Genomic DNA, 21,713 nt, shown 5'->3' on the forward strand with positions numbered 1-21,713 from the left:
TTTAAAAATTTGAGGGAGTTTATATGAATATTGATCAAAGATTAGAAAATTTAAGAAAATTGATGGCGGATAGAAAAATAGACGCATACATAATTCCAACATCTGACCCACACCAGTCAGAATATTTGCCTGATTATTATAAGGAAAGACAATTTATTTCTGGTTTTACAGGTTCAGCTGGAACAGCAGTCATTACACCAAATGAGGCAAAAGTATGGACAGATTCCAGATATTTTCTACAAGCAGCTAAGGAACTTTCTTCATCCGAATTTGAACTTATGAAAATGGGAGATGAAGATTATCCGACAGTTGAAGAATATCTAGATGAAAATGTCAATGAATTTGGAAAAATTGCCTTTAACGGCAATCTATTTTCAGTAAAAGAATACAAAAAACTCAGTGAATCAATGGGATCTCGTACCCTTGTTTCAGATATTGACTATATTTCAAATCTATGGAAAGACCGCCCAGAATTAAGAAAAGATAAAGTATGGGTCCTTGGTGAAGAATACACAGGTGAAAGTGCCGAATCAAAATTAAACCGTGTTCGTGAACATATGGATAAAAATGGATACGATTATTATTTTATCGGTGCAGTTGAGGATATTTGCTGGTTGTTAAATATTCGTGGTAACGATATTGATTACAATCCAGTTGTACTTTCTTACATGCTAATTTCAAAAGATAGGGCATATCTATGCATTGATCAAGATAAGCTTGATGGGGAAGTTAAAGAATACTTAGACAACAACAAAATAAAACTTCATTCTTATGATTATATTTTTACACTTTTAAAAGATATACCAGGTAAAAATCGTATATTCCTCGATCCAGCACGCACAAATGTAGCGATCTATGATGCCATAAATTCAAATGTAAAAGTTTCAACAGGTACTAATATTACTACAAATATGAAGGCAATTAAAAGTGAAAAAGAAATTGAAAATACAAAACAAGCTTACATTATTGATGGTGTAACTTTAGTAAAATTCTTTAATTGGCTAGAAGTAGGAGCTACAACTGGAACTTTAAACGAATATGTAGCTAGCAAAAAACTTCATGAACTTAGAGCAGAAAACGAAAGCTTTGTAGAAGAATCATTTGAATCTATTATTGGATTTAAGGATAATGCTGCAATTGTCCACTACGCACCAGCAAATGTTGGTTCAAAGACTATTACTACCGAAGGAATGATTTTAATAGATTCAGGTGCCCACTACAAAGAAGGAACCACAGATATTACTAGAACTATAGCCCTTGGAAATACTAGCCAAGCAGAAAAAGATGACTACACCCTAGTATTAAAATCTCATATTGCCCTATTCTTAGCTAAATTTAAAGAAAAAACAACAGGTGCAAGATTAGATGCAATTGCTAAATATCCATTGTGGCAAGCTGGCAAAGACTTTTTCCACGGGACAGGACACGGAGTTGGATATTTATTAACAGTCCATGAAGGACCACAAAGATTAGGTATGGGGCCTGGATCAGAAATAGAATTTAAAGATCATATGTTCACATCAGTCGAACCAGGTTTATATATTACCGACAGCCACGGAATAAGAATTGAAAACCAAGCTGTAGTCCAAAAAGCATTAGAAAATGAATTTGGAAAATTCTTAGAGTTTGAAAATCTAACATTTGTTCCAATTGACACTAGACCAATAAACGTTGATATGCTGACAAATGATGAGATTAATTGGATAAATGATTACAATAAAAAATGCCAAGAAGTTTTAGCACCACACCTAGAAGGTGCAGATTTAGAGTATTTGAAAGAGAGTTGTAGGCAAATTTGAGCAAAGAAGAACTAAGGGCGAAACTCAAAGAACTACCTGATTTACCAGGGGTTTATATAATGAGAAATGCCGATGATGAAATAATCTATGTCGGTAAGGCAATTTCTCTTAGAAAAAGAGTCCGCCAATATTTTGACAACAATAAGAATAAGGGAGCCAAAGTTTTGGCCATGGTCTCCCATATCGACCACTTTGAATATATTATCGTGGAAAATGAAGTAGAGGCCTTGGTTTTAGAATCAAATCTAATTAAGAAAAACAGGCCAAAATATAATATCGTCCTAAGAGATGATAAACAATACCCTTATATAAAAATTACAAATGAGAAATTCCCTAGGATACAAAAAGTAAGGCAAATTTATAATGATAAAGCAAATTATTATGGACCCTATCCAGATGCCTATGCAGTAAATGATGCCATAGATTTATTCCACATGTATTATCCCTTTAGAACTTGCAATTTAGATTTTGAAAAGGGGCAAACTTTAGATAGGCCATGCCTAAATTATTTTATTAAAAAGTGTAATGGCCCATGTATCCATGATGAGGATGAATCTCGTTACATGGAGCATTTAAACGATGTAAAACTTTTTTTGGAAAATAGGTCTGATAAAATCCCTGACTGGGTTTTAGAAAAAATGAATGAATCAAGTGATAAACTAAATTTTGAAATGGCTATGAAATACAGGGATTTTTATAGGGCCTTATCGACCATTTCAGAAAGACAAAAAGTAACCGAAGCTAGCGGCGAAGATATGGATATAATTGCTATGAGTAAGGGAACTACAGCAATTGTCATGCAAGTTTTTCTAATGAGAAAGGGAAAAATTGTAGAAAGGGAGCATTTTATAATAAAAAATGACTATGCCGAAAGTGATAAGGACATAATGGGATCTTTTATCAAGCAATTTTACCTAGACATTATGTATATACCAAAAGAAATTTTATTAGAAACTGAACCTGATGATTTAGGTACAATCAATGAATTCTTAAATCAAAAACGTGGAAGTAAGGTTGTAATCCACAAGCCAAAACTAGGTAAAAAAAGAGATTTGGTAAATATGGCTCTTACAAATGCCAATGATATGCGTATCAAATACGAAAAACAAGCAGAAAAAAAAGACCGCAAAAAATCTGCTGGCATTAATCAGCTTAAAGAAATTTTAGAAATGACTGAGATAAAACGTATAGAATGCTACGATATTTCAAATACATCTGGGGTTCAATCTGTTGGATCAATGGTTGTTTTTGAAGATGGTCATCCAAATCCAAAAGAATATCGTAAATTTAAGATAAAAACTATTGAAGGACCAAATGACTATGGCTCTTTAAAAGAAGTTTTAACTCGTAGATTTAAAAATGGCATTAAAGAAATGGAAAATGGTAATACCACAACAGGTTTTGGAAATATGCCAGATTTAATATTAATGGATGGGGGCAAGGGACAGGTTTCATCTGCTCTTGAAATTCTTGAAGAATTTAAATTAGATATAGAAATTGCTGGCCTTGTAAAAGATGATAAGCACACCACCCGTGCTATTGTCTACCAAGGAAAAGAAATATTTATTAACCGCAGGGATCCAGTTTATAAATTAATTTATGAAATCCAAGAAGAAGCCCATAGGTTTGCCATAAACTACCATAGAAAATTAATGCAAAACACTATGAAAACTTCAGAACTAGATAATATCAAGGGTGTAGGAGTAAAAACCAGAACAAATTTATACAAGCATTTTAAAAGCATTTCAAATATTAAAAAAGCAAGTGTAGAAGAATTAATGGAAGTACCCCTAGTTGGAAAGGCCCAAGCCTTAGAAATTTATAAGTATTTTAGGCTAAAAGGCTAAAAGGAGTAGATAATGGACGAAAACAGAGAAATAATGGATGATGCAGGAACTGAGTCGGTAGTTGAAAGGGAGATTATATCTAAAGAGCTTAAGTTAGGTCAGGAAAAAAATACTATAAAGCTTAAAACAGTTGTAGAAAGATTAGGTCTAGAAATTGTCCACCAGTCTTCTGATTACCATGAAATAAATCTTTTAAGTGCTGATGTCAATAGACCTGGTTTGCAATTGGCAGGATACCTGGAAGATTTTCCCTACAAAAGGCTACAAGTTATAGGATCAGTAGAATACACTTATCTGACTGGACTTGATAGCAAGCTCCAATATGAACGATTTAGGGGTATACTTTCATACAGTATCCCTGCTGTAATTTTTTCTTATAATGTAGATATTAACCAAGATATTTTGGATTTGGCCGACTATTATGATAAAACCGTCCTAAGGTCACCAGCAAAGACAACCAAATTAATTTCTGATATTTCAGATGAGCTAGAATACCAACTAGCACCAAGAAGTAACGTTCATGGTGAACTTTTGGAAGTTTTTGGTATAGGTGTTTTGATTATGGGCAAATCATCAGTAGGAAAAAGTGAAACTGCCCTAGATTTAGTCAATCGTGGTCATAGGCTTGTTGCTGATGACATGGTTGATATTATGGCTATTGATAATAAAGTTATCGGCGAATCTCCAGATAATATAAGACATTATATGGAAATTAGGGGACTTGGAATTGTAAATGTAAGAAGACTTTACGGAACTGGTTCAGTAAAAGAATCTTCTCAAGTAGATCTAGTTATTGAGCTAGAACAATGGAAAGAAGATTATGAATATGATAGGTTGGGTCTAGATGATCACTATATCGAATTGCTAGATGTAAAACTTCCTCATATAGTAGTGCCAGTCAGGGCAGGACGAAATCTTGCGATGATTGTAGAAGTAGCGGCTATGAACCAAAGGGAGAAAAATTTTGGCTATAATGCAGCCCGTGTAATGACTAATAAAATATTTCATAAAGAATTAGTTAATGAAAACGATGACTTTGAATAAGTTTATCGTTTTTATTTTGTTTGCAGAAATATTGGTGAAAATTTTAAGAATATTTACAATTTTGATATTATTTGCTAATGGCTCTTGACATTCGTAAACATCTTAACTATACTTAAATTAGTGTTAACGATAATTGCTTATTAATTATTTTAGGAGGTCTAAATGACAATTACTAGAGCGATGAAGACTATGGACGGTAATACCGCTGCAGCTCACGTATCATACGCATTTACAGACGTTGCAACCATTTACCCAATCACACCATCTTCACCAATGCCAGAATCTATTGATGTATGGTCATCAAATGGACGTAAAAATGTTTTCGATAGAGAAGTTATGGTTAAAGAAATGCAATCTGAAGCTGGTGCAGCAGGAGCATTTCACGGAGCTTTAGCAGCAGGAGCACTTACTACTACATATACAGCAAGCCAAGGTTTATTATTAATGATACCTAATATGTATAAAGTTGCTGGAGAAAGATTACCAGGTGTATTCCATGTTGCAGCTAGAACAGTAGCTACTCACGCACTATCTATCTACGGAGACCACTCAGACATTTACGCAGCAAGACAAACAGGTTGTGCTATGCTTTGTTCAAACTCTGTTCAAGAAGTTATGGACTTATCTCCAGTAGCTCACTTATCTGCTATTAAAGGAAGAGTTCCATTTGTTAACTTCTTTGACGGATTTAGAACAAGCCACGAAATCCAAAAAATTAATGTTTGGGATTACGAAACACTAAAAGATTTAGTGGATTTCGATGCAGTTGATGCATTTAAAAATAACTCACTTAACCCAGAAAGACCAAAACACATGGGTACAGCTGAGAAAAATATCTTCTTCCAAAGAACAGTATCTAGAAATCAAGCATACACAAATATTGTTGGTGTTGTAGAAGATTACATGAACCAAATCAACGAATTAATTGGTACAAACTACGGACTATTCAACTACTACGGACAAGAAGACGCTGAAGAAATTATCGTAGCTATGGGTTCTGTAAACCAAACAATTCGTGAAACAATTGATGAACTTTCAAAAGACGGATACAAAGTTGGTTTAGTAGAAGTTCACCTATACAGACCATTCTCAAAAGAACACTTACTAAAAGCTATTCCAAACTCAGTTAAGAAAATTGCTGTTCTTGATAGAACAAAAGAACAAGGTGCTGAAGGACAACCATTATACCTAGATGTTAAATCAGCATTCTATGGTGTTGAAAATGCTCCAGAAATCTATGGCGGTATCTACGGACTTTCAAGCAAAGATACTGTTCCTGGAGATATCAAAGCAGTTTATGAAAACCTTAAAAAAGATGAACCAAAAGATAACTTCACACTTTCAATCACAGATGATGTTACAAACACATCTTTAGAAAGAGAAGACTTCAAAGTTCGTCACGAAGGTACTACAAGATGTAAATTCTGGGGATTCGGATCTGATGGTACTGTTGGTGCTAACAAACAAGCTATCAAAATCATTGGTGATAACACAGACATGTATGCACAAGGATATTTCGACTACGATTCTAAAAAATCTGGTGGACTTACAATGTCTCACTTAAGATTTGGTAAAGAACCAATCAAATCAACTTACCTATTAGACGAAGCTGACTTTATGTCACTTTCAAAACAAGCATACCTACACCAATATGATGTACTAAAAGGACTTAAAGATGGTGGTACATTCCTTCTTAACACAACATGGAAAGAAGAAGACTTAGACCAACACCTTCCAGCGAAAGTAAAAAGATATTTAGCTGAACACAATATCAACTTCTATATTATCGATGCAAGCCACATCGCTCAAGATATTGGACTAGGTTCAAGAACAAACATGATTATGCAAGCTGCATTCTTTAACTTATCTCAAGTACTTCCAATTGATGAAGCTGTTGGATACTTAAAAGATTCTATAGTTAAAGCTTACGGTCACAAAGGTGATGACATTGTAAACATGAACTATGCAGCAGTAGATGCAGGTTTAGAAGCAGCTAAAAAAGTTGAAGTTCCAGAACAATGGGCAAACGCTCAAGATGATGAAAAAGCTGAACAAAAAGATATGCCAGAATTCGTTAAAAACATTCTAAAACCAATGATCGAACAAAAAGAAGATGATATTCCAGTATCTGCTTTCGTTGATCTTGACTTAGAAAATGGAGAATTCCCATCAGGAACAACAGCAATCGAAAAACGTGGTATTGCTCTAAATGTACCAGAATGGCAAATGGAAAATTGTATCCAATGTAACCAATGTTCTTTCGTATGTCCTCACGCTGTAATTAGACCATTCCTAGTAACAGAAGAAGAAAAGGCTAATGCACCTGAAGGCTTTGAGACTAAACAAGCTATCGGTAAAGGAATGGAACAATATGAATTCAGAATTCAAGTTTCTCCACTAGACTGTACAGGTTGTGGAAACTGTGCTGATATTTGTCCAGCTCCAGAAAAAGCTCTTCTAATGAAACCATTCGAAGAACAAGTTGAAAATCAAAAAGAAAACTGGGAATACGCTCACGAAGAAGTTGGTTACAAAGAAGATGTTATGGATGACCAAACACTTAAAGGAAGCCAATTTAAACAACCATTACTTCAATTCTCAGGAGCTTGTGCAGGTTGTGGTGAAACTCCATATGCAAAACTTGTTACACAAATGTTCGGTGACAGAATGTACGTTGCAAATGCTACAGGTTGTTCATCAATCTGGGGAGCAAGTGCACCAGCTATGTCATACACAATCAACCAAGAATCAGGCAAAGGTCCAGCTTGGGGTAACTCATTATTCGAAGATGCTGCTGAATACGGATACGGTATCAAATTAGCTGCAGAATCAAATAAATTACTTCTAGAAACAAGAATGAACTCATTCTTAGAATTAAACATTGATACACCATTAAATGAAGCATTCAAAATGTGGTTAGAAGGTAAAGAAGATGTAAACGCATCAAAAGAAGCAACAGCTAAAATTCTTACACTAGAAAATGAAACAGTTGACAGTGAAGAAGGAAAAGCAATTCTTAAAGATATCTATAACCTAAAAGATTATATGATCAAAAAATCATTATGGATCTTCGGTGGTGACGGATGGAGCTATGATATTGGATTTGGTGGTGTTGACCACGTATTAGCAAGTGGAGAAAATGTAAACATCCTTGTATTCGATACAGAAGTTTACTCAAATACAGGTGGACAATCATCTAAAGCTACACCATTATCTGCAGTAGCACAATTCGCTGCATCAGGTAAAAAAGTACGTAAAAAAGACCTTGGTTTAATGATGACTTCATACGGATACATCTACGTAGCACAAGTTGCTATGGGTGCTAACCAAAACCAAGTAGTAAAAGCTATCAAAGAAGCTGAAAGCTACGATGGACCATCATTAATCATCGCTTACGCACCATGTATCAACCACGGAATTAGAGTTGGTATGGGTAAATCACAATTTAGAGAAAAACAAGCTGTTCAAGCTGGTTACTGGCACTTATGGAGATTTGACCCAAGACTTGCAGAAGAGGGCAAAAATCCATTCCAATTAGACTCTAAAGAACCAAGCGAATCATTCCAAGAATTCCTTCAAGGGGAAGTAAGATACTCATCACTTAAGAGATCATTCCCTGAAACAGCAGATGAATTATATGCTGAAGCAGAAAAAGCTGCTAACGACAGATACGAAACATATAAGAGACTTGCTGGTAAATAAGGTTAAAAATTAATTACCAAAAAATGCCATATGTAAATATGGCATTTTTTTTTAAGGTAATAAATAAATTTTTTAACAAAATAGTAATGAAAACTAAAATGAATAGAGTAATATTGTTTACAAAAGCACCTAATCTAAATAATAGCAAAACAAGGCTAAAAAATTTTCTATCTAAAAAAGAACGATTAGAATTGATGAGAAAGCTCATTGGTCAAAATTATAATTTAATAGAAAATGAAAATCAATATCCAATTATATATTATGATGGAGAAAAATCTGATTTGGATTTTATAGATGGAAAAAAAATTCAACAATCAGGTAATGATTTGGGCGAAAAAATGCGAAATGCGATTTTTGATCAACTAAATTCATATAATAAAGTTGTATTAATTGGATCAGATTTGGAAAACTTAAGTAAAGACCATGTTAATAACGCTTTTGTAATATTAGATCAATATGATGTAGTCATAGCGCCAAGCATTGATGGAGGATATGGACTAATAGCTTTGAAAGAAAAACTGGATATATTTTCAGATATACAATACTCCACTCCCAATGTATTAGATGATACTATCAAGAAAATAGAAAACCTTGGTAAATCATATTATTTACTTAATCCAATTCGTGATATAGATACCATAAAGGATTTAATAATTGCTGAGTTTGACGATGAAAATATTACAGAGCTTGGTAATGGTGAATATAATCTAAATTATAAATATAATGATAAAGTAATTAGGATAAATCTAGCTTCTCAAATAGGACTGGGTGATCAACAATTAGAATATGAATTTCAAGCACTAAAAACTTTAGAAAAATCTAAAGTCACACCGAAAGTTTATTCTTATTTTAAAAAAGGAGAGTACCTAGCTAAATCTTTTTTCACTATGGAATATATAGAGGGTAGGCACTTAAATTATCAAACGGATATGGATATTGCAGCAAAATTATTAAGTTCAGTTCATAATTTAGATGTAAATTTTGATAATTTCTTGTGGGCAAATAAACCTTTTTATGCTATGTATGAGGAATTTATAAATATGTTTGCCCAATATCAAAACTATGAAAATAAAGATCCTATTGTTGAAGAAAAGATTTTAGAATTTTTAGAAATCGCCAAAAAATCTGGTCTAGATGTAAACATTGAAAATCCATGTATTATAAATACTGAGCTAAATAATAGAAATTTTATAATTGGAGAAAAATCTGTCATTATTGACTGGGAAAAACCAATTATTGGTGAGTGCGAACAAGATTTAGCACACTTTTTAGTACCTACTACTACAAATTGGAAAACTGAAACAATATTGACTGAAGATCAGATGCTGACTTTCTTAAAAATTTATGAAAAATATAGAAAAGTAGATTATGAAAAATTTTATAAGTACTTGATGTTTAACTCCCTAAGGGGTGTAACCTGGTGCTCTATGGCAAAGGTAGAATATGAACAAGATAGATTTTTATCTAATGATGATACGCTTTTAAAAATTAATAAGTTTTTAAGTTTAGAGTTTTTAGAAATGTTAGAGAAGTTTTATAGGAAATTTTATGGACAATAAAAAAATAGAGAATTTTATGGAGAAAGGCTACAATTGCTCTCAAACAGTTTTTGCTTATTTTGCAGACGATTTGGGCTTAGATGAAAAAATAGCAGTAAAAATCTCAACCCCTTTTGAAATGGGTATGTACAAATCTGACATCTGCGGGGCATTAACTGCATCTTATATGGCCCTTGGTCTTAAATATGGCTCTACTGATCCTTACGAAAAAATTGAACTAGCAAAGATGATTTATAAACTTGATAAGGAATTTGAAAAAAGAATGGGCCATACAAAGTGTGCTGACTTATTAAAAGTAGATGTTAACACTGATGAAGGCTTTAATTATGCTTTAGAAAATGATCTATTAGCAAGGGTTTGTGGCAAATGTATAACAACTGCAATTGATATTACAGAAGAAATTATGGATGAGAAAGATGAAAAAAGTAATAATTGATACAGATTGTACAATAGATGTAAAAGGTTGTGACCTTGATGATGCCTTTGCAATTCTTTATTTGATAGCCCATCCAGAGATAGATGTAAGACTAATCACGACCACTTTTGGTAACAACAATGAAGAAGTAACCTATAATGCTACAAAAAAAATGCTAGATGATTTAAATATTGATATTCCTTTGGTAAAGGGAGGCCTGTATATCCATGATGCAGGAGAGGCTATAAAAAATGAGATTGAGAAGAATGAAGATATAATTATTTTATCCTTAGGATCAACAACCAACACCCAAAAAGCCCTTGCATTGGGAATGGATCCTAAAAAAGTAAAATCTTTTGTAGCTATGGGTGGAATAACTGATAAGCTAAGATTTAACAAAAAAATCATGCGTGAGTTAAATTTAAGCATTGATTATCTATCTACAATTTATGCCTTAGAAAAACTAGATAATATTCATATAATAACTGGAAATAATTGTATGAAACACAAATACCAAGTGCCGACAAATCCAGAATACAAAAGTGAATTTATGAATTACCTAAAACCATCTTTAAAAAGGGTTACGGAGGAGTTTTTAGACGAGTTTGGTGAAAGTAAATTAGTAGTTTGGGATGCTTTAGCTGCCCTTTATATTACAAATCCTGAATTTTTCATAGATTACGAAAAAAATATTGTTCTAGATGAACATTTGCTAAATGGATATCTAGTAGATGGAGATGATAAAAAAGTAAATCTACCTGAAATAAAAGAAAATATAAATGCTATGGATTATATAGTAGATGTGATTGATAAAAAATAATTAAAAAAGACGAGGTTTACTCCTCGTCTTTTTAAATCTTTTTGTAATATTCAGCTATTTTTTCTACACTATATCCACTTTTATATAAATTTTGCAAGATTTTCATAAATAAACCTGTTGTTAAAGGATGTTTTTCTAATCTTCGGGAAGATGTGTATATTGGATAATCAATTTGTTTTAGTTTATATCCAGCTTCTTTAATATCCATCGATAATTGATAGTCTTCCATCAGAGGAATTTCCTTATATCCACCAATTTTTTCGAAAATTTCCCTTTTTATAAATATTCCCTGATCACCAAAGGCGATATGTTTTCTTTTTACCCTTAGATTTGAGAAAAATTCTATGAATTTCAAGCGAGAGTTGCTTGGGTGGAATTTCAAAGTAAAACACCCTGCATCAAGATTTGATCTTTCAATTAAATTTATACAATCCGAACTTATTAATGAGTCACAATGTAGAAAAAGTAAGTAATCACCCTTAGCGTATTTTGCTGCAGCATTCATTTGATTTGACCTATACTTTGCTTCCTTAATTTTTAGGTAAGAGATTAAATCATAGGTCCCATCCCTGGAAAAACCGTCGGTAAAAATTACTTCAAAATTTCCCTTTATATTCGCTAATACTTTTTCAAATTTTTTTATATTTTTGACTTCATTATAAGTCGGAATTATTATGGTTACCATGTTTTTTATCATAAATTTTTTTGGCTAATAGTGTCAATACTGTAAAGGCTAATAGAATTATCACTGATAAGATAAATTCCTTGCTGCCAATATCAGTTATGTTAGTACCTACATTAAGATAAACCAAGGTGCCAGGGATAACAGAGACAATAGTTGTTAGTAAATATGGCACAAATTTTATTTCAGTCAAACCAGCTAGATAGTTTTCAAAAATGTAGGGAACTGCAGGAACTAATCTAAATATAATAAAGGTAGTTATCAGCTTTTTTTGATCTTTGGTATAAATCAAATTTAAATACTGGTTTGACAACCTATCTTTTAGGATATTGTAGACTTTATCTTTAGCATATTTGTGTGAGATTAGATACATTAGTGATGTATTTGCTGCAACGCCAATTGTTGTATATACTAGTCCATTTACAAATCCAAATAACGTTCCTCCTACGATTACTATACTTAAGGTAGGGAATAGGAAAATAGGTAGGATTGTAAATGCGATTATATATATTATAGGTGCTAAGGCTCCATAAGATGATATTTTTTCTTGCAATATATCTATATTAACAGATTTATTTATCCAAATTATAAAAGCTATCACAAGGATAGCTTTTAAGACATTAAAAATTCGTTTTGTGTTTTGCATTATATCTTTTCCTAAAAAATGCAACAACTACTGCAAGTATTGATATTGCGATTACAAATATAAATATACCACGTGCGCCACCATCCAATTCACCACCTGTATAGGAGTAGATAATTGTAGCTGGTAGCTGGCCAAGGCCTGTAGCTAAGAAAAATGGCCAAAATCCCATTGATGTAAGACCTGCAGCATAGCTTACAATATCAAAGGATATAAATGGTAACAATCTTGCTATAAGAATAGTGTGTTTACCATATTTTTCAAAAAAGTCTTCGATATTTTCTAGGGCTCCCTGGCTAGATAGTCTTATAACCGCATCACGTCCTAGGGCTCTTGCTATAAAAAAGCAAAGTGCTGCACCAACCATGGCTGATGACCATGATAGGATAGCTCCCTTTACCCAGCCAAAAATAACAGCATTTGCTAGGGTAATCATAACAGCTGGGATAGGGGATATGATAGACTGTAAAATCATTAGTAAAAATGAAATTACAGCCGTTTGTTTGCCATATCCACGGATGTATTCAATAACCCCACTTAGGCCTCCTGTACTTAATGCCGATATGGCACTACTAATAGCACTTTTGAATGATGGTATTAAGAAGTATGCCAAAATTAGCCCTATAAGTGGTAGTAAAATCAGAAGTTTTGTTGATTTATTTAGACTTTTTTCATTAGTCTGGGATTTCTCAAGATTTTTCTGATCCATTTATTTGCTCTTATTTTTTAGATAAGTCGTAACCGTCGTATTCTTTTGTACCATCAAGGGCGTTGATTACTTCGTGTCCTTGGTTAGCTAGCATATCAGCAACTTTGAAAGATCTGTTTCCTGAATAGCAGTGAGTTAGGAATGGTTTATCTTGTGGAAGTGTTTCGATTAATGATTCAGCTTGATCAACTGGAACATTGATAGCTCCTGCTAAGTGACCTTTATTATAGTCTTTTTCATCTCTAACATCGATGATTGTATAATCTCCAGTATTTACTAACTCTATAAATTCTGGTCCTGGTACAGATGTGACCTTTGTTTTTGTTGTATAATCAAAGTCTGCGTATCCACCAGCAGATTGTACATTTGTAAAACCATTATCAACTAAAGTTTTGTATGCTTCCTCAGCTTCTTCAGCAGTTTCACCATAAACAACTACGTTTTTGTCTTTGAAATCAGCAAGTTCGTCAATTCTATCAGCTAATTCATCAGCTGGAAGTGTGATAGCGTGTTTAACGTGACCTTCCTTGTAATCATCAGCTTTTCTTGTGTCGATAACTAGGTATTTTTCTTTTTCGTCGTTATCTTCTTGAATTTTATCTAATTCTTCGCCTGCTATTGTTTTAACTTCGGTTTCAGCAGCTTCTTCTTTAGCACCTTCTTCAGTTTCTGTATTTTCTGGAGTGGTTGCTTCATTACTAGCAGCTTCTTCAGTTTTTGTTTCTTCTGGAGCTGTTGTTGTGTTATTTCCACAACCTGTAAGTGCGAATGTACCGATTAGCATAAGTGTAAGTAATTTATTTGATCTTTTCATTTTTTTCTCCTATTTTGTTAAATTCTAAAATATTTATTATTAGCAATAATAATGATATTGCATACTTTGTAAGCTTAAATATTGAAATATCAATAGTCATTAAAATTAATATTGCTAGTATACACAATAGACTGATTGCCTTTAGATTTTTATATTTTATAAAACTATAGATTATAAAAATAAAAAATACTAGGGCAATTAGTTTAAATATGGTTTTAATATTATAATTATTTTCTAAATTGTAATTATAAAAAACTAATGTTCTCTGGACTCCCATTTTTTTCTTTGAATAGTATTGGATTAAAAATATCCCCACTAAGAAAATAATTTGGAAGATTTTTAAAATCTTATTCCTATTCTGTGGCTTTATCATTAGATAATTCGCCAACTTTTTTTATTTCTGCACCATCTTTTGGATCACCAAGTTGGGCAGGAAGTTCATCATGCATTTGCCACTCGTTCCATCCACCATCAAATAATTTTGCAGTAATTCCTTTTTCATAGAATTTTAGGATTGGCAGGGCAGCTCTCCAACCAGTTCCGCAGTAAAATACCATTTCTTTGCTGGTGTCTACACCTTCAGCCTCTAACATTTTTATCATATCTGTGTAGCTGATATATGTTCCATCTGGATTTTTATAGTCCGCTTCATCATGGCCGTATATTGCACCTGGCAGTTCACATGCCTTTGGAATATAGGAATATCCACTGGTTTCACCGATATATTCTTCGTAGCTTCTAGTAGAAATGTATTGAACATCGTCATTTTCATCTTCAATGTCTTTTTTAGCTTCTTCTAGGCTCACTATTAGTTCTGGGTGGGCTGGGTATTCACCTTTGAAGTCATCCTTAGCAACCGCTTTATTTTCCCCTTCTTCAGTTTCATAACCCTTATCCATCCAAACTTTAAGGCCTCCATCAATTAGCTTTATGTTTTCAACACCTTCTATCAGATAAGCTAAAGCTACTCTTGGTGCTCCAGAATCAGGACCGTATAAAAATACTGTTGTATCTTTATCAATTCCGTAATCTAGCATTGATTTTACAATTTCATCATCGATTTTTAAATTCCAAACTGGGCCCTCTTCGATAGTATCAGTATTTATATGAATAGCTCCTGGAATATGATTTTTTAAATAATCCTCGCTGGCATCAGCTTCACCCCAAGTAACTTCTGCTATTACATAATCACCAACATCTTCTTTGCCATCAATTACATCTTTTACATAGTCAGCTGTAACAAAAATATCCTTGTTTTTAGCCCTTCCACAGCAATCAAGTATTTCACCGTCATCAGAATCTTTGATAGTTTCAGATGCAATTTCTTTTTTTTCATCATTTTTTGATTCTTCATTCGATTCTAATACTTCTTTGCTGTCAGATGTTTCTTCGCTTACTTTTTCATTTTCTGCAGTATTTTCATTTGCATTTTGATTTGAACAAGCTGTAATACTTAAAACAAAAAACAAAGTAAAAAATGAAAGGCCAAGTTTTTTAATGATTTGATTAATATTTAATTTTTTCATTTATTCTCCTGTTTATTTAAAAAATTTCGCTTTAAGTGCATTTTTTAAATAATCCGTTTTGACCTCTTCATCAATGTCCAAGAATGCTGAGGCAAAGTGGTGGACCTTATTGTATTTAGAAAAACGCATGGAGCATGTTGCACAATAGCTATATATTTCTTCATTTTGAATGGAAGCTGTCATAGCATCAGCAATATCTTTTTCTTTTTTTACAGCCAGGCCCCCAGCTCCGCAACAATTGGTGTTTTTAAACTTATCATTCCAATTTGGAGCATGCCTTTTAATAACACTAAAAATTTCACGGTTGTACCTATCAGAACATGGGAAAAATACATTATAAGGTTTTTCGATATCCTTTATATAATTATATTCTTCAAGCCATTTGTATACAGAAATTATTTCAACCTTATATTTATTTTTTAAGTGGTGATAGCAATTAGGACAAGCTGTCACTATTCTGTTGATTTTAAGATTATTAATCTGATTTTCTAAACGCGTACTAGGATTTTCGTTAAAACCAGTATTATAAACAGGATTCCTGCAGCAATCTATGGAAAAAACAAATCCATTTTTCTTAAATAAGTCAATCAAAGCCTTAGATGTTTCCGGATAAAAGGCTGGAAAATTGCATCCTAAATACAAAAGATCACTTGATTTTCTAGTTTTTTTAGGTAAGTTTCTGAAAGGATAAGACTCCTTGTTTAGTTTTACAAGTTTGTATTTTGGATTATTTTTACGAAATAAGAGTGAGATATATTTGCCATTTAAATTTTTAGGACAAACATGACTGCACTTATTGCACATAAAGCAGGAATAAGCTAAATCTTCCTTTTTTGTAAAATCTAATAAATTAATATTATATTTACTTAAAAATGGACAATTTTTTGTGCAAAGTCCGCACTCAATACAATTGTCCTCTACAAATTTTAGGTAATTCATTATCTTCCTAACATAGTTTTTTATTTTCATATTTTAAGTGTGTACTAAAGCGAAATGCTTATCTTAAAATAATTATTTTAGCTTATTAATATAATCAAACATCATAGTGTACTTATTGCAATTGCAATTATGAAATTGTTATCATATATTCGTATAATATACTATCATAAATTAATTTATTGTCAATAATTATAAGGCAAAGCAAAAACACTTATAGTATAATATAACAAATATGTATGATATAATTAGTCCAAATGATGGAGGATACAATGTCTATAAAATACGTAAATAATTTAGGTAAGGTAACTATAGATGATTCAGTGCTAAGCAATATTGTTGCTGTCACAGTTATGCAATCATATGGTGTAGTTGGCCTTGCATCACAATCAGCAAAAGATGATATTTATCAATTATTAAAACTAGAAAATATGAGCAAGGGTGTAGAAATACATAGAAGAGACGATGGAACTCTTACAATTAATATTTCAATATTTATACTTTATGGAGTAAGAATTTCAGTTGTAGCACAAAATATAATCGACAATGTAAAATACACAGTCGAAAAATCTTTAAATGTTAGAGTTTCTGATGTTAATATTTTGGTGCAAGGAATAGGACAGTAGGTGAATATGAGAGAAATTGATGCAAATAAACTCCAACAAATGATTATTGGAGCTTATGAATTGTTAAATGAAAATAGAGAGATGGTTAATCAATTAAACGTCTTTCCAGTTCCAGATGGAGATACTGGGACAAATATGACCATGACTATGAAATCAGGTGTAGATAGGGTTAACCAATTAAATAGCAATAGTTGCTATGAAATTGCAAAAGCCTTATCCCAAGGTACTCTGATGGGTGCACGTGGTAACTCAGGGGTAATTTTATCCCAACTTGTAAGAGGTTTTTCAAAGGCTATTAAAGGAAAAGATGTAATTGAAAGTTTAGATATAAAAGAAATTTTCCAAATTGCAAATCAAACTGCCTACAAAGCGGTAATGAAACCAACTGAAGGGACAATTCTAACAGTTAGCCAAAAAATGACTGACAAAGCAAATGAAATTTATAGCCAAGACATTGAAATTGATCAATATTTATTTGAAATTATCAGGGCTGGACAAATAGCCCTTGATAATACACCAAATCAACTTCCAGTATTAAAAGAAGCAGGTGTTGTAGATTCTGGTGGTCAAGGATTAATTACTCTACTTAAAGGTGCTTTTTCTGCATTAAATAGTGATATAAAAATCGAAGATATCCATAGCAAATCCCAAGCAGAAAAAAAGGACCTGCCATATGAATTAAGTTTTGAGATAGCAACTACAGAAGAGTCTTATAAAACTATTTTGAATAATCTTGGGACAATAGCAGATGAAATAGAAGAATCTTTTGAAGAAGGTATTTTAAAAGCTAGCTTAAAAACAGATAATCCATACGGTCTTTTACAAATGCTAACAGTAGATGGTGAAATCTTAAAAGCTGAGTTTAAAAACTTAAAACCAAATTTGGAAAAAATAGCTAAGAAAAAAGCTAGTCAGGCCAAAAAATATGGTTTTATAGCAGTCAGCCGTGGAGAAGGTTATGATGCGATTTTAGAATCAATGAATGTAGATGAGATTATTTCAGGTGGACAAACTATGAACCCATCTACAGAAGATATCTTTAATTCTCTAGATCGTGTAAATGCTGAAAATATAATTATTTTCCCAAATAATAAAAATATTATAATGAGTGCCAAACAAGCAGCTCAGATTACAGAAAAAAATGCAGTGGTTGTAGAAACAAGGTCTATTCCTGAAACATTTGCTGCAATGCTTGAATTTGATGAAGATAGCGATATTGAAACAAATTTAGAAAATATGAATGAATCTATCAAAGAAATGCACGTGGCAGAAATTTCAATTTCTATCAGAGATACATCTATCAATGGGATTGAAATTTTAAGAGATGATTATCTAGGAATATTAGATGGAAATATAGTAACATCAAATTCAAAGATTGTTGATACAGCCTTAAAAACAATCGAAACTGCCCTAGAAAACGACGAAGATTTATCATTAATCACCCTATATTATGGTGAAGAAGTTGATAAAAAAGATGCCAAAGAATTGGTTAAAAAAATCAGCAAAAAACACAAAGATGTGGATGTTGAGCTAGTATATGGTGGACAACCAGTTTATTATTACACAATCACTCTAGAATAATGGACCTACTAGACCTAAAAGGCATAGGAGAAAAGAAAAAAGAAACTCTTAGAAAATTAAATATTTATACTGTTTCCGATTTGTACAATTACTATCCTACAAGTTTTGAGGATAGGAGTCATAAAACAAATGTTTTAAAAGCAAATCCAAATAAAAAATCTTATTTTGAGTGGAAGATAGTAAGTAAATCATTTCAAAATCGCACACGAGTTGGGATGATAACTTACTTGTTTGCCTTAGAAGAATCGACCAATCAAAAAATAAAAATTATTTGGTTTAATGATAGATTTTCCCACCAGAAATTAAAAATGGGAGAGACCTATAAGTTTTATTGCAAGGTGAATTATGAAAATAAGGTGTATGAGACAATCAATCCTATTTTTTGTGAACTAGATGATGATCAAATTGGAAATATAATTGCAATTTATCCACTTACTAAAGGTATTAACCAAAAACAATTATCTGGATTTATTAAAGAAGGTCTAAAAAATTTTGATAATGATGAAGAAATATTTGATAATAATATTTTAAAAAAGTTTTATTTTAATAGAAAACTAGAAAATCTCAATCAAATTCATTTTCCTAGCAAAAAAGAAAATTTGATGGCAGCAAAATCACAAATTAAAATTATGGATTTTGTAAAAGAGCTAATTTATATTGACTATATCAATAAAAGGCTTCAAAGAAAGCAAAATTTGAACTTAGAATATGATTTAGATTACATTTTAAATAATTTAGATTTTAAACTTACTAGATCACAATTAATTTCATTAAAAGAAATACTTGAGGACTCCAATAAAAACCAATTAATGAATAGGCTTTTAATTGGGGATGTAGGCTCCGGAAAAACTATTGTTGCGCTTATTGCAATGATTATTTTTGCAATAAATGGCTACCAAGCTGCCATGATGGTACCAACAGAGGTTTTAGCTATCCAACAATACGAAAAAAATTTAGATTTAATCAGAAAATTTGGTTTAAATTTAGGATTGCTAACAGGATCTCAAAAAAATAAAGATGAGATTAAGGAAAAACTTGCCAATGGTGAAATTGACATTGTAATTGGAACTCATGCACTCATACAGGAAGACGTAGTTATTAAGGATTTACGTTTTGTAGTAAATGATGAGCAGCATAGATTTGGTGTTGGCCAAAGGCAAGCACTTGGTCAAAAGGGTGAAAAAGTTAATTACCTTACCATGACTGCAACACCAATTCCAAGAACAATTTCCTTAAGATTGTCAAAGATTTTAGACCTATCAATGATAAATGAGTTGCCTAAGGGCAGAAAAGCAATTGCAACCAGTGTTGTAACTGAGCCAATGGAAGAAACTTTATTTTATGAGATAAATAAAAATCTAGATGATGGTAGGCAAATATATATAGTTTCTAATAATATAGATGCCGATGATCAAAACAGTGTAGAAAATCTATACAAGCGTTATAAAAAACAATTTAAAAATCGCATAGTAAAAAAACTACATGGAGATATGAAAGCTACCGATAAAGAAAAGACCCTAAAGGATTTTGCGAATGGGAAAATCGAAATTTTAATATCTACGACTGTAATTGAAGTTGGTATTGATGTAGCAAATGCAAATACTATGGTAATTTATAATGCAAATCATTTTGGACTTTCATCTCTCCACCAATTGCGTGGAAGAGTTGGTAGAGGGCCCTATGATTCATTTTGTTATTTGGTAAGTAAAAATGCAGATGGTATGGCAAAATTAAATATCTTAGTGAATAATGAAAATGGATTTGATATTGCAAAGAAAGACTTCGACCTCCGTGGCGGTGGCAAAATTTTATCATCCATCCAACATGGAAGAAATATCAGCCAAATAGAGTTTTTAAATATGGAAAAAGAAGAAATTGATAAAGGCTTTGAGATATTTGATTATCTAAAATCAAACAATTTTGAAGGTGTAAATTTTTCTTATATAGAAAAGTTTTTTGAAACGGACAAAAGGATAATTTTAAATTAATGAGAGTTGTAGCAGGAAAATATAAGGGTTTTAACCTAATTGCACCAAAAAATAAGAATACTAGACCTACTGATAATAAAATCAAGGAAGCTATTTTTGATATGCTTTATCCAATGAAGACAAATGGCAATGCCCTAGACTTGTTTGCTGGAAGTGGGCAAATGGGTATAGAATTTTTATCTAGAGGCTTAAACTTTGTTTATTTTAATGAAATAGATAGGATAAGTTTAAAATCCTTAAAGGAAAATTTAGAAAAAATAAATGATCCAAATTATGAAATTTCTAAGCTAGATTATAGGGCTGCCTTGGAAAATTATAAAAATAAAGGCATAAAATTTGATTATATTCTCCTAGACCCTCCCTATGATGAAGAATACATCACAGAATCGGTGGAATTAATTTTAAATTATGAATTGTTAAATGACGATGGTATAGTAATAACAGAATCAGATAGAAACATTGAGTTTTCTGATACATATGATTTATATCTCATTAAAGAGAAAACTTATGGAAGGAAAATAGTTAAAATTTATATAAAATGAAAGTAATATATCCAGGAACCTTTGACCCACCAACCTTTGGCCATCTTGATATTATAAAAAGACTTAGCCAAATGTTTGATGAAGTAGTAGTTGCACTTTTGATAAATGGAAATAAAAATCCGATTTTTACCCTTGACGAAAGAATCGAAATGATAAAATCAGAAGTGGATGACCATAACCTTAAGAATGTAAGTATAAAAACCTTTGATGGTTTAATGGTAAACTTTGCAAAAGAAGAAGATGCACACATAATTGCAAGAGGTCTTAGGGGAATGGCGGACTATGAATATGAAAGAAATCTTGCTAGGGTAAATGAAGCGCTTTACAAGGGACTAGAAACAGTATATCTTTTAAGTAATCCTGATTATTCGCACATTAGCTCAAGCATGGTAAAAGAAGTTGCAAGTTTTGAGGGAGATATATCTTCCTTCGTAAGCAAAGATGTTGAATGTAAAATGAAAGAAAAATTTAATTATTAAG

The 21,713-nt window shown here is 32.1% G+C and carries 18 protein-coding genes; 12 read left to right on the top strand and 6 right to left on the bottom strand.

Annotated elements, in window-relative coordinates:
• Nucleotides 1–23: 23 nt before the first annotated feature.
• The 7 genes from OC526_RS02975 to OC526_RS03005 all read left to right on the top strand — a co-directional run bounded on the left by OC526_RS02975 (nt 24) and on the right by OC526_RS03005 (nt 11,186).
• The gene (locus tag OC526_RS02975) at nt 24–1,799 is read left to right on the top strand and encodes an aminopeptidase P family protein (protein ID WP_262122104.1); all 1,776 of its coding nucleotides are present in this window, start codon (nt 24–26) and stop codon (nt 1,797–1,799) included.
• The gene (gene uvrC / locus OC526_RS02980; protein ID WP_262122105.1) at nt 1,796–3,646 is read left to right on the top strand and encodes an excinuclease ABC subunit UvrC; all 1,851 of its coding nucleotides are present in this window, start codon (nt 1,796–1,798) and stop codon (nt 3,644–3,646) included. Before OC526_RS02975 ends, uvrC begins: the two co-directional genes overlap by 4 nt.
• Before the next feature lie 12 nt (nt 3,647–3,658).
• Nucleotides 3,659–4,690 carry an HPr(Ser) kinase/phosphatase gene (gene hprK, locus OC526_RS02985; protein WP_410050266.1) on the top strand — a complete coding sequence of 344 codons (1,032 nt, stop codon included), beginning with the start codon at nt 3,659–3,661 and terminating at the stop codon, nt 4,688–4,690.
• 162 nt (nt 4,691–4,852) lie between these two features.
• On the top strand, nt 4,853–8,392 hold the full coding sequence (nifJ, locus tag OC526_RS02990; protein WP_262122106.1) for a pyruvate:ferredoxin (flavodoxin) oxidoreductase: 3,540 nt from the start codon (nt 4,853–4,855) through the stop codon (nt 8,390–8,392).
• A 98-nt stretch (nt 8,393–8,490) separates the two neighbouring features.
• The gene (locus OC526_RS02995) at nt 8,491–9,951 is read left to right on the top strand and encodes a TIGR04282 family arsenosugar biosynthesis glycosyltransferase (RefSeq protein WP_262122107.1); all 1,461 of its coding nucleotides are present in this window, start codon (nt 8,491–8,493) and stop codon (nt 9,949–9,951) included.
• Entirely contained in the window at nt 9,941–10,387 is a 447-nt protein-coding gene (locus OC526_RS03000; protein WP_262122108.1) for a C-GCAxxG-C-C family protein, read from the top strand. The genes OC526_RS02995 and OC526_RS03000 overlap by 11 nt, the downstream gene beginning before the upstream one ends.
• Entirely contained in the window at nt 10,368–11,186 is an 819-nt protein-coding gene (locus OC526_RS03005) for a nucleoside hydrolase (RefSeq protein WP_262122109.1), read from the top strand. Before OC526_RS03000 ends, OC526_RS03005 begins: the two co-directional genes overlap by 20 nt.
• A 31-nt stretch (nt 11,187–11,217) precedes the next feature.
• Here OC526_RS03005 and OC526_RS03010 read toward each other — a convergent pair whose 3' ends face one another.
• The 6 genes from OC526_RS03010 to OC526_RS03035 all read right to left on the bottom strand — a co-directional run bounded on the left by OC526_RS03010 (nt 11,218) and on the right by OC526_RS03035 (nt 16,499).
• A complete protein-coding gene (locus OC526_RS03010) occupies nt 11,218–11,883 on the bottom strand; it encodes a TIGR04283 family arsenosugar biosynthesis glycosyltransferase (protein ID WP_262122110.1) in 666 nt (221 codons plus the stop codon).
• On the bottom strand, nt 11,843–12,514 hold the full coding sequence (locus OC526_RS03015; protein WP_262122111.1) for a TVP38/TMEM64 family protein: 672 nt from the start codon (nt 12,512–12,514) through the stop codon (nt 11,843–11,845). The genes OC526_RS03010 and OC526_RS03015 overlap by 41 nt, the downstream gene beginning before the upstream one ends.
• Nucleotides 12,489–13,220 carry a TVP38/TMEM64 family protein gene (locus OC526_RS03020; protein WP_262122112.1) on the bottom strand — a complete coding sequence of 244 codons (732 nt, stop codon included), beginning with the start codon at nt 13,218–13,220 and terminating at the stop codon, nt 12,489–12,491. The genes OC526_RS03015 and OC526_RS03020 overlap by 26 nt, the downstream gene beginning before the upstream one ends.
• A gap of 10 nt (nt 13,221–13,230) precedes the next feature.
• Nucleotides 13,231–14,034, bottom strand: a complete 804-nt coding sequence (locus tag OC526_RS03025) for a rhodanese-like domain-containing protein (protein ID WP_262122113.1) — start codon at nt 14,032–14,034, stop codon at nt 13,231–13,233.
• Nucleotides 14,035–14,387: 353 nt separating this feature from the next.
• Nucleotides 14,388–15,560, bottom strand: a complete 1,173-nt coding sequence (locus OC526_RS03030) for a sulfurtransferase (protein ID WP_262122114.1) — start codon at nt 15,558–15,560, stop codon at nt 14,388–14,390.
• A 12-nt stretch (nt 15,561–15,572) separates the two neighbouring features.
• Nucleotides 15,573–16,499 carry a (Fe-S)-binding protein gene (locus OC526_RS03035; RefSeq protein ID WP_262122115.1) on the bottom strand — a complete coding sequence of 309 codons (927 nt, stop codon included), beginning with the start codon at nt 16,497–16,499 and terminating at the stop codon, nt 15,573–15,575.
• A gap of 269 nt (nt 16,500–16,768) precedes the next feature.
• On the opposite strand from OC526_RS03035, the gene OC526_RS03040 reads away from it, so the two are divergent.
• The 5 genes from OC526_RS03040 to coaD are packed head-to-tail and all read left to right on the top strand — an operon-like array spanning nt 16,769 to nt 21,712.
• Nucleotides 16,769–17,122 carry an Asp23/Gls24 family envelope stress response protein gene (locus OC526_RS03040; RefSeq protein WP_262122116.1) on the top strand — a complete coding sequence of 118 codons (354 nt, stop codon included), beginning with the start codon at nt 16,769–16,771 and terminating at the stop codon, nt 17,120–17,122.
• A 6-nt stretch (nt 17,123–17,128) separates the two neighbouring features.
• A complete protein-coding gene (locus tag OC526_RS03045) occupies nt 17,129–18,703 on the top strand; it encodes a DAK2 domain-containing protein (RefSeq protein WP_262122117.1) in 1,575 nt (524 codons plus the stop codon).
• The gene (locus OC526_RS03050; protein WP_262122118.1) at nt 18,703–20,691 is read left to right on the top strand and encodes an ATP-dependent DNA helicase RecG; all 1,989 of its coding nucleotides are present in this window, start codon (nt 18,703–18,705) and stop codon (nt 20,689–20,691) included. Before OC526_RS03045 ends, OC526_RS03050 begins: the two co-directional genes overlap by 1 nt.
• Nucleotides 20,691–21,233, top strand: coding sequence for a 16S rRNA (guanine(966)-N(2))-methyltransferase RsmD (gene rsmD, locus OC526_RS03055; protein ID WP_262122119.1), 543 nt, complete (start codon nt 20,691–20,693; stop codon nt 21,231–21,233). Before OC526_RS03050 ends, rsmD begins: the two co-directional genes overlap by 1 nt.
• On the top strand, nt 21,230–21,712 hold the full coding sequence (gene coaD / locus OC526_RS03060; protein WP_262122120.1) for a pantetheine-phosphate adenylyltransferase: 483 nt from the start codon (nt 21,230–21,232) through the stop codon (nt 21,710–21,712). Before rsmD ends, coaD begins: the two co-directional genes overlap by 4 nt.
• The last annotated feature ends 1 nt before the right edge of the window (nt 21,713 follow it).

The organism is Anaerococcus sp. Marseille-Q5996 (assembly GCF_946893725.1).
Lineage (GTDB): Bacteria > Bacillota > Clostridia > Tissierellales > Peptoniphilaceae > Anaerococcus > Anaerococcus martiniensis.